The 10843-nt window shown below is 47.9% G+C and carries 4 protein-coding genes; 1 reads left to right on the top strand and 3 read right to left on the bottom strand.

Annotation, left to right across the window (positions count from 1 at the left end):
• Window positions 1-66 precede the first annotated feature (66 nt).
• The 3 genes from rpsG to LACZS1_RS11855 form a co-directional block, all read right to left on the bottom strand.
• Window positions 67-537, bottom strand: coding sequence for a 30S ribosomal protein S7 (gene rpsG / locus LACZS1_RS11845; protein WP_003567577.1), 471 nt, complete (start codon window positions 535-537; stop codon window positions 67-69).
• Window positions 538-670: 133 nt separating this feature from the next.
• Window positions 671-1087: a 30S ribosomal protein S12 gene (gene rpsL / locus LACZS1_RS11850; RefSeq protein ID WP_010492654.1), complete on the bottom strand. Its 417-nt coding sequence runs from the start codon at window positions 1085-1087 to the stop codon at window positions 671-673.
• Window positions 1088-1573: 486 nt separating this feature from the next.
• Window positions 1574-9838, bottom strand: a complete 8265-nt coding sequence (locus tag LACZS1_RS11855) for a SpaA isopeptide-forming pilin-related protein (protein ID WP_306402865.1) — start codon at window positions 9836-9838, stop codon at window positions 1574-1576.
• Between the two features lie 378 nt (window positions 9839-10216).
• On the opposite strand from LACZS1_RS11855, the gene LACZS1_RS11860 reads away from it, so the two are divergent.
• Window positions 10217-10714, top strand: a complete 498-nt coding sequence (locus LACZS1_RS11860) for a prepilin peptidase (protein WP_070652013.1) — start codon at window positions 10217-10219, stop codon at window positions 10712-10714.
• Window positions 10715-10843: the final 129 nt, after the last annotated feature.

The following is a 10843-nucleotide window of genomic DNA, read 5'->3' on the forward strand; positions in this document are numbered from 1 at the left end:
TTCAACTGGCTTTATACAAAGAATGGCTACTATATACCAAGCCGCGGATATAATAGCCAAATCATCTTACCAACGATAATGTGCAAATGCCCGGTTGGCGTCTGCCATCTTGTGGGTATCTTCACGCTTCTTCACTGCGGCGCCGGTGTTGTTAGCGGCGTCCATGATTTCCTTAGCCAACCGTTCGTCCATCGTGTGTTCACCGCGTTGACGGGAATACTGAACGATCCAGCGAAGACCAAGTGTGGTCCGACGATCCGGACGAACTTCAATCGGCACCTGGTAGTTAGAACCACCGATACGGCGAGCCTTAACTTCCAAGACCGGCATAACGTTCTTCATTGCTTCTTCAAAAACGTCTAATGGTTCGTTCCCGGTTTGTTTCTTAATCATATCAAATGCATCATATAAAATTGTTGATGCCTTACCGCGCTTGCCGTCAATCATCAAGTGGTTGATCAAGCGAGTCACCAGTTTTGAATTGTAAACTGGATCAGGTAATACATCGCGTTTTGCAACACTGCCTTTACGTGGCATGTATTTTGGCCTCCTCTTTAAACGCGTTCTCGGAAAAGACAAACTTCCCGATCACGCTCTCCTTATAACCGCACAAAGCGGCACTAGAAAATTTTTATCATGATCATCTGCGATTTAAACCGCGATCAATGTTTTACTTCTTCTTAGGGCGCTTTGCACCATACTTGGAGCGACCTTGCATCCGGCCGTCAACACCGGCAGTATCAAGCGCACCACGAACAATGTGATAACGAACCCCTGGCAAGTCCTTAACACGGCCGCCACGGATCAAGACAACACTATGTTCCTGCAGGTTGTGGCCAATCCCCGGAATGTAAGCTGTCACTTCGATCAAGTTGGACAGACGAACACGGGCATATTTCCGCAAAGCAGAGTTAGGTTTCTTAGGTGTCATGGTGCCGACACGTGTAGCAACCCCACGTTTTTGCGGTGCTGGATTACTGGTAAGGCTCTTCTTCTTGCTGTTGTAACCGAAGTTCAACGCAGGAGAGTCTGACTTGGTTGTTTTGGATTTACGACCTTGGCGAACTAATTGATTAATAGTAGGCATTAAGCTTCTCCTTCCTTATTTTGCATCATTTTTAAGTCCACACATCCAGGCGGTTCATTTTTTCTGATAAAAAAATGGCCAACCGAACGGCGACGGCTCTTAACCCAGTCAGCACGTCCGGATAACCCGAATAAACTGGAAAAAAGCACCTTTGATAGTGTACTATCCTGTACGCATCAGTGTCAAGCGTAACCTGAACTAGATCAGGTTAACTAACAACTCCTAATCATAACAAAATTGCTCTACAAAGCAAGCGTCTTGACTCAGAACAAGAGCGTGAACTGGCGCGGTTAGAAGCTGGAGTGTAAGTGGCCTTGGGCGTGATGGCCCGGGCTTAGGCCATCACGCCCAAGGTCCTTACACGCAAGCTTCTGCGCCAGTGAGCGCGTTTCAGCACAAAAATAGTCCCACAAGGCAAGCCCTCATCAGAGCTTACTTCGCGGAACTATTTTTCAATCTGATACTAACTGACTAGCATCTCACCCATTACGACTGCTTACGCCGCCGCAGAATGACCGTGCTGCCGGCAATGATAAGAATCAAAACGCCTGCAAGGATCAACGTCATGGCGTCCCGATCGCCAAAGCTGCCAAAGAGCAGTCGTCGTGACGGTTGTTCGTGCCGAACATTGTTGCTGTGAGTACTCGGGCTGCTTGGGGTACTTGGCGTGCTTGGCGTGCCACTCGGGTTAGCCGCACCACCGTTGTTCCCACCATTACCGCCTGTATCTGGCAATGTTTTGTGCGGTTGATCGGCGATGGTCATTCGGACGGCATCACCGCTCTTGATTTCAACAGCGACCGGTTTCGCATAATCCGAATTAATCGTATAACCACTTGGCGCCTTGATTTCAGTGAGCCAGTAACGACCCAGCCTCAAATTGTCAAAGGTTGCTAAGCCTTTTGCGTCAGTCGTGATTTCTTTGCTGTAGCCTTGATCGTTGGTCAACCGGAAGACTGCGCCGGCCAATACTTTCTGCTGATCGGCCGTGTCCACCTTCTGGATGATAAGCGAATTAATCTGATAATTGGCAACCTGAACGGTAATCGGTTGCTGCTTATTCTGGGTAGCTAAGGCGCTGGCTGTCTGGGTCAAACTGGTTTGTTCAACCTTGAAGCGAATCTTATCGGTGGTCAATGCATACTTCGGCAAGGTCTTCGTCTCTTCAAAGTAATAATCACCGATTGGCAAGTTAAATGGTAAATCAATCTGCCCACTCTTGTCGGTTACCAGATCCTTGGCCAGGATATTCCCGCTGCTACCGTACAAGTTGAAGGTAATCCCGGCTAGTCGATTGCCAAAATCGCCATCGGTCTTTTGTAACTGAACACTACGCTTGAATTCAGGCTCGATGATCGGATCCAGGTCGATCTTTTGGTCGCCTTTCACACTCACATCAATCCCCTTAGCCAAGTTGTCCGGAATGACATATCCGCGTGGCGCTTGGGTTTCAACTAGCTGATATTTACCTTCGTAAAGATCGTGATCGTTGAAGGTCACAATGCCGTTTTGGTTGGTAATTGTTGCCTTCCATGACCGGCTGTGATCAACCGTACCGTCATCGCGATAACGATAAAGCGCAAACTGAGCGCCAATCATCGTCATTTTGGCTGGGAAGCGGTCATCATGCGTGGTGGCTGCTTTCTTGGTAATAACAACTTGGCCAGCCTTCTTCTGGTTGGTGGCCGTTAACTTAAGCTGGGCCTGATTGACTGTCAACGTGAAATCGACGCTGCCAGCTTCTAGACTCTGCTGCCAAGATTGTTTAGCGGTACCGTTTGTGTCACGCGCTTGATCAGTCGCATCGCCTTCGTAGTGCTTAGGCGCTTCGGTTTCAACCAAACGGTAGGCGTTATCCGGCTTCAAGCCTTCAACCACATATTGGCCAGCCTTAAGTGGCATATCAAAACTGCTTGCGGCACCAAAGGTCAACTGCCCGTCAGAATCCGTCTTCATGTCGGCCTTCAGCGTCTTGCCGGTAACTTCATCGACAAGCTTGTACGTTGCGCCTGGCAACAGATACTTCTTGAGTGTGGCGGCATCGTCAGTCTTCTTAACTCGGTTATCGTACTTGGTTAAGGTGACTTGATATGGATCGTCGGCGATTTCTTTGTTGACTGTGACTGGCGTCGGCGTTACCGCGGAAGATAGGGTGATCGGATGAACCGTTGTATCCAACCGATAACCAGATGGCGCTTTGACTTCCATTAAGGAATAGTTACCTAACAAGAGATCACCGAATGAGGCAACCCCATTTGCATCTGTGGTAACAGTCTTGCTGTATCCAGTACTATTAGTGAGGCGGAAGACAGCACCCGGTAATACATGTTTCGTATAAGTGCCGTCAACTTTTGTCACGTTCAGAGTCTTAATCTGATAGTTGGTAACATTGACAGCAATTGGTTTCTGCTTATTTTCTGTTGCTAGCGCATTTGCCGTCTGCGTCAAATCAGCCTGTTCGACCTTAAAGGCATGTTTATCCGTGTTGGGTCTGTAAGGCGGTAATGTCTTGGTTTCTTTAAAGTAATACGAACCTGCTGGCAAACTAAATGGTAAATGAACCTGTCCCTTGCTGTCTGTCACCAAATCTTTGGCGAGTTCGGTACCATCTTCTTGATAAAGTGCGTAGGTAATGCCGGCAATTGGATTGCCAAAATTACCATCCGTCTTTTCCAACATCACCGTCCGCCGATAAACCGGTTCGGTAATTGTTGGGAACGTCAGTGTTTGACCACCGGTGATATTGACATCGACGCCTTTAGCCAAATAATTCGGAATGACGTAACCTTCTGGCGCTTTAGTCTCAACCAGCTGGTACTTACCTTCATACAAGTCATTGTCCTTGAAAGTAAGTGCACCATCGTTATTAGTGATCGTCTCTGTCCACGATTTATCGTGATCAACTTGGCCGTCCTCATCATAACGATAAAGCTTAAATTGAGCTCCGGTCATTGGCTGGCGATCTGGAAAATGATCGTCCTTGATCGTTTCCGCTTGCTTCTTAATCGCCAGTTGCCCCGGCTTCTTTTGGTTAGTTGCAGTTAAGGATAACTGCGTCTGATCAGCCTTAATTGTAAAGTCCAGGCTCCCAGCCTTTAAGCTGTCTTCCCACAACTGCCGATCCGCACCGCTTGTCAGGTTTGCTTGATCCTTGGCATCACCACGATAATGTTCAGGTGCCTCAGTTTCAACCAGACGATAGGCGTTATCCGGCTTCAAGCCTTCAACTGCATACTCCCCCGCTTTAAGCGGCGTATCAAAACTACTTGCGGCACCAAAGGTCAATTGACCGTCCGCGTTCGTCTTCATGTCAGCTTTCAGCGTCTTGCCGGTAACTTCATCGACCAGTTTGTACGTTGCGCCTGGCAACAGATACTTCTTGAGTGTGGCCGCATCATCGGTCTTCTTAACCCGGTTATCGTACTTGGCTAAGGTGACTTGATATGGATCGTCGGCGATTTCTTTGTTGACGGTGATCGCACTAGGCGTGGCCGCGGATGTCAACGTAATCGGATAGATCGTGGTATCAAGTCGGTAGCCTGCTGGTGCTTTTACTTCAGTCAGTGAATAGCGACCCAACAGCAAATCGCCGAATGAGGCAACGCCGTTTTCATCCGTGGTGACATCGCGACTGTAGCCCGTGCTGTTCGTAAGCCGGAAGACCGCGCCCGGTAATGCATGTTTGGCATAAGTGCGGTCAACTTTCTTCACGTTCAAGGTTTTGACTTGACAGTTCGTAACGTTCACGGTGACTGGCTTCTGCTTGTTGTCGCTCGCTAATGCGGCTGCGGTTTGCGTTTGATCGGTTTGTTTAATGGTAAACGCATGCTTATCGGTATTCAGCCGATAAGGCGGCAGCGTCTTAGTTTCTTTGAAATAATATTGTCCGGCTGGCAAGTCAAATGGTAAAGCAACCTCGCCATCCTTATTGGTGACCAGATCTTTGGCAAGTTCGGTGCCGTCTTCTTGATAGAGCGCATAGGTAATCCCGGCAATCGGATTGCCAAAGTTGCCATCACTCTTTTTCAAAACGACTGTGCGTCGGAAAACCGGTTCTTCAATCGTTGGATACGTCAATGTTTGATCGCCGGTGATGTTAACGTCGACGCCTTTAGCCAAGTTATTAGGAATAACGTAGCCTTCAGGTGCTTTCGTCTCGATCAGCTGATACTTGCCTTCATATAAGTCATTATCAGAAAACGAAACGGTTCCGTCATTGTTCGTGACGGTTGCATCCCATGATTTGTCATAGTCAAGCTTGCCGTCATCACCATACCGATAAAGCTTGAAGGTCGCACCGGTCATTGGCTGGCGATCCGGAAAATGATCGTCCCTGATGATTTCTGCCTGCTTCTTGATGGCCAGTTGACCGGGCTTCTTCTGGTTGTATGCTGTGACTTGCGCGTTTGGCGTTTTGTCATCAATGGTGGCATTGACACTGCCAGCGTTGAGGCTATCAATCCAGAGTTGCTTGTCCGGCCCGCTTGTCACGGTTGCCTGATCATGCGCATCTCCCCGGTAATGGGTCGGTGCTTCGCGTTCAACCAACCGGTAGTGACTGGGTTTTAGCCCTTCAAGGACATATTGCCCGGCTTTCAAATCAGGCTTGAACTTATCATCAGCGTAACTGCCAGCAAAACTGGTTGCCGTACCAACCGTGATTTGACCGTCATCATTGGTCTTCAGCCCTGACAGTAATTTCTGCTGGTTATCAGTATCGATGAGGTCATAGGTTGCACCAGACAAGCGATATTGCTTACTGTCGGCTTCCGACTGACCTTTTGCGCGATTGTCATACTTTGAAAGGGTAATTTGATAAGGCTCATTTTCAACCGCTTCATTCTGAATCGCCGTGCCGGTATCAGAAGTCGCTTTCAGTCGAATTTTCTGTGGCGCCAACGGCTTGTAGCCAGCAGGTGTGTTGAGTTCTGTCAAGGTATAATCCACGCCGATTGGCAAGCCTTGGAACGTTGCGGTTGCCTTGTGCGTTTGATCATCGAGTTTGGTAGTTGCTTCAAAAGTATGGGTACCGTCACTCAACCTGAACTTGACACCCGGAATCGGTGCGCCGCTGACTTTATCTTTTTTCTCAACCACTAAGTTAGCCAGCTGCGTGATGGTTTCACCACTTATGCCAGAGTCCCAAGATGACAGATAGCCCTGCGTTGACGCCGTTCGGCCACTTTCAGGAACACCGTCGCTAGGTTGATGGGTGGTCTCATCGCCACTCCATGAAACTTTGCTGGTGTTGTAAACCCAACCGGCATTCTTGCTGCTAGTGGCGTAGTAAACGTTGACGTGATAATTATTTAGCGGACTGCCATCCGTTTGCGTCAGATTACCAAAAGTCCGGTGGAACGTGACGGTAAATTTATCGCCGTTCAAGGCAAGATCGTAATCCTTGCCTTGTTTCAACGTGACTTCATTGGCTGATCCAACCTGCAAGGTAACCTTGAAACTAGTGGCATTGATTTCCGCACCAGTACCAGCTGGATCAAGCGTATCTTCAATAACCGGGTTCACCATCGGCCGGTACTTGTCTTGGATATTCTCCAGTTGAACATGCCAGTTTAGGACATTTTTCAGTTTTGAGTCCCGACTAACAGTTTTATTAATTGGCGTCCAATAGCTCTGCGCCGACTTGGAAGCAGACGGCGTGAATTTCGGAATGTCGGTGGTTGCTTGGTTCTTGTCTGTCACGGTCGCCGTATTGGTGAAGTTAGGATCGTTATAGCTCCACTGGTTGGCTCGCTTCGTTTCAAAGACAATCCAGACCCGGCCGTTACCAATATTAGGAAAATCAAAATCTAACTGTTGCGCTAAATCTTTATTGTCCGTCAACCAAGTATTCGGTGTGTTGGTCGGCAACAGATTTTGCTGCGCGGCGTCATTCGCCTTCAGCGCGGTTGTTGACCAGCCACTGGTGCCGTAATAAGGATTGGTCTTAATTTCTTTGACGTCACCCGATGTGGTCGGATCGCCAGTGTTTGTGGGATCGATACCACCTGATCCGGTTACTTCATAGAACTTAATCGAATCAGGAATCAGCTCATAATTGACCCCGTCAAATCTCGGCAGAATATCCGTCAAATGCAGATGCCCATATTTGATGCCCAAGCGGTTCACCAAAACGCCCCAATACTGGGTGTCTGGTGTATCACTCCACGAATTCTTCAAGGCCCCGCTAAACGCACCCTCTTCAGGAGTTGGCGTATTGCTGCTGGAACCACTGGCAGTATCATCGCTGCCCGGTGGTAAATCAAAAAAGAAGAAGGTCCGGTTGTTCAAAGCCTTTTTCAATGCATCCGGATCATTGGCGACCTGCCCCAGTTTTAACATGTCCAGTTTGGTATGCGTGTAGATCACAATCTGGGAATCGGTGTCTGCATACTTGCCTTTGAGGGTTACGACAAACCCGCGAATGCCTTTGGTCTGGCCATCAGCATCAATCGGATTTTCCTTGTCTTTAGCGTTATACTGCTTAACTGCCGTCTGAACATCGTTATCACTTGTGCTCATCGCATAATCGGTACCAGACTTCAGCAGCGTGCGCTTGCCATCGGGATCCTGCGCATAAACCAAAATCCCGTCATTGCTGCCATCTTGATCATCTGTTGACGCATTTTCGCCATTGATCGTATTGATATCGGCAGCGGTTGGATCGTTGCCTAATTTATCAACGCCATCAGGGAACAAATCAAAAATCTTGCCGTTACGCATCTCACGGAACGTTTGGTTAGCATTGATCCGCCACATCATTTGGGCATTGTAAGTATCAATGTTCCCAGCTGTCTTGTCGATGCTATTCGGTAAACTAACCTGATAAGTCGCATTGGCATAATGATTCTTCTGATCATTAACAATGTTGGTTAGCTTAGTCCCATTAGCTGGCGTCGTTTTCAGCTTGGTTTGGTATTGCACTTGGAATGACGCATTATCCGGCAGCTTTGCACCACCGAGATACGTCAATGTGAAGGTGCCATTACCTTTGTCTGTCAGCTTAAAATATTTGGCAATGTTGTCTTCAGAAACTGTTGGTGATGCATTTTGGTCAAAAGTAACTTGGAAAACTTTCAGCGAGCTGGTATCGAGTGACTGATTAGCATCCTCCTCGATTTTCGGCTGATCATGATCGTCGGTTCCGCCAACTTGCTTGCCAAAATGGTCGGTCAACGTCGCCCCGGCCTTCATGGTGTCCATGCTGTAGTTCCAATTAATCTTCCACTTTAACGCGCGGAAGTTATTCGTAATGTCTCCGGCCTTGGTGATCGCGACCCCGGAATTTCGCATGGTCACGCTGCGGTAATCATAGCCATCATTGCTCTTGGTGCCAGTTAAAAAGCGGTAGCCTTCAGCCAAAGCACTACCGACTTTACCGGTATCGTCTAAAGAGCGATCAATACTGGCCGTGTAATCGACCTGATAGCCGGTTGATTTTTTGAGGCCATCAGTCAAATAAATTTTGACCGTGCGTTTGTCATCTGATAAAACCGCATGGTAATCCCGACCAGCAACCAATGGCTTCAACGCTTCGGAAAAGTCGCCTAAGACATTAACCGGAGCAGAAGAAACTTTGATTTTTGCCAGATCACTGTCGCTAAACGTCAGTGACTTCGCATAAGTCGTCCCGCTACCTTGCGCAGTGACGGTCAACTCCATGTCGGCATTCTTGGAGCGCTCGGCCGGATCGCTTTCCCACTTAGGCGGGTTCGTTTTATCACTTTCGGCACCGTTTAAATTAAACTTGGCACTTCCGGAAATACCGGTTGGATTCAAGTTCTGTGGTGTGACTTTTGGCGCATTCACCACCACTGGCTTTGCGTTCGACCGGAACGTAATTGGGAACTTGGTATCATTGTCTTTTGTATGGAAAACCAGCGTCTGATTCAATGAGTCATTGGCGGTCAGTGCTTTAAAACTCGCAGTAATATTGACCCGCCATGAGCCATTATCCGTGGCCTTCAAAAGCTTGATCGTCAACTTTCCGGTTGTTTGATCAAACTGATACTCTGCAACACCGCCATCGAAGACACCGGTACTGCTTGGTGGAAAATCAATTTGATCTTTTGGCAGCTGCGTGGTGAACGAAGCGCCTGCCGGAAACGGCGTGCTGGTTTCCGGTAACGTGAACGTTAATTCCATTTTCACGGTACTTTGTTGATTAACTTCGGTACCCAACGGTTGTCCGTTGCCGTCTTTTAATACGACCTTCGTGAAAATGTTTGGCAATGTCGTGTCAGCCTTTGCAGCTGGCGTGGCACTTTTAGCCGGTTCCTGCGCACTGGCTGTCTGCGCTGCTGATGACGCCACAACACGACTGCTACTACTGCTGCTTGTGATCGTTGCGGATGCACGACTCTTAAACAACAGCGTTTCAGTGCCTGACGCCGTGACACTCACATTCTTGGTCTGCTCAATGGCCGTATAACCTGAAGCAGACTGCGTTTCGGTAGCCGTATAATTTCCGACGGGCAGATTCGGTATAGTTGTCTGGCCGTCTTTGCTAATGGCGCTGTTAGCCACAACCTGATGGGATTCATTACGAACCTCATACTTTGCGCCATTCAGCGACTTGCCTTGCTCATCCTGGTTCTTAATCGTCAGTGTACCAGTCACTGCTTGTGTCGGATTCTCGGCGGCAAGGGTCAGCGCTGGCGAAAGCAACTGCACAATCATGCCAAGAATGACAGTAAAATAAACGCCAATCTTGAACAGCTTGTGCCTGACTTTTTTGACACCCAACTCCTTCATGATGTTCCCACTCCTCCTTCTAAAAGACTTTCATGGCAACTCCCCAGCGAAACCATTAACTTGTGAATTATGAATACATTAACTAAAACTACACCCACTGCTATTGTATAACATTGCCATAAATATTGAAGCGGTTAACAAAAATCCTCATCAAATATACATTTAATTTTTTGTGTGTTTATAGGTTTTTTTTTAAAACAAGGTACATAATCTTAAAAAGAAACAATATAATCCCTTAACTAAATATAAGTACGTTATTTTGCTTACTTATCGTCATCGAAATGGCTTACTCACTTTTTAAAAGTTAGTGCCATTATTATTTTCTAAGTTCTTTTACTTTTTTAAGCGGAATCTACCTTATGAAGGAGGATTGTCGCTATGATTCCAGGAATAATGTTACTTGGTGTTGCGAAGTTCACCATGGACTTGACGGCAGATAACCGGTATTTCCACTGTTGCTTGGCTGTGCTTTTAGGGATAGTTGCCCAAACTTGGCTAACGTTACTGCTGAGTGTGGGTTTATTGATTTTTAGTGTGGCTGATTGGCGGGAGCGGGCGGTGTCTGCCGTTTGGTTTGGTGGCTGGTGTTCCCTGCTCCTCATCCGCTTTCCTTGCGAGTGGTTTAACCTGGTTTTGCTAGCTGTTTTGGTTGGTGGGCTTGCAATTGTCTCACACGGACTCGGCAGTGCCGATGTGATCCTCATTGCCGTGCTAGGTGGCGTTCTTCAACTTGAAACCGCACTTTTCATCACGTTAACGGCATGTATCAGTGCTGCCATCCACTGGTTAGTTGCCCATCCATCGTCCCTCCCGCTCATTAGTCATTTAGCGGTTGGTTATGGCTGTGTGCAGCTAGCAAGTCATTGGCTGTTTTGAGACGCTGATGGGTGCCGTAAAAACGTGACCATCCATAACGCGCGAACCGGCGCAAGAGTCGGTTCGCGCTCACAACAAAAAAGCACGACGTAAACGCCCTTAAAGGACACTTACGCCGTGCTTGTTTGT

The sequence above is a fragment of the Lacticaseibacillus zeae subsp. silagei genome (assembly GCF_030770335.1).
GTDB lineage: Bacteria > Bacillota > Bacilli > Lactobacillales > Lactobacillaceae > Lacticaseibacillus > Lacticaseibacillus zeae.

What these genes read in the sequence shown, in the direction of transcription:
- rpsG (WP_003567577.1), bottom strand. Translation starts at nt 537, where the DNA reads ATGCCACGTAAAGGCAGTGTTGCAAAACGCGATGTATTACCTGATCCA.
- rpsL (WP_010492654.1), bottom strand. Translation starts at nt 1,087, where the DNA reads ATGCCTACTATTAATCAATTAGTTCGCCAAGGTCGTAAATCCAAAACA.
- LACZS1_RS11855 (WP_306402865.1), bottom strand. Translation starts at nt 9,838, where the DNA reads ATGAAGGAGTTGGGTGTCAAAAAAGTCAGGCACAAGCTGTTCAAGATT.
- LACZS1_RS11860 (WP_070652013.1), top strand. Translation starts at nt 10,217, where the DNA reads ATGATTCCAGGAATAATGTTACTTGGTGTTGCGAAGTTCACCATGGAC.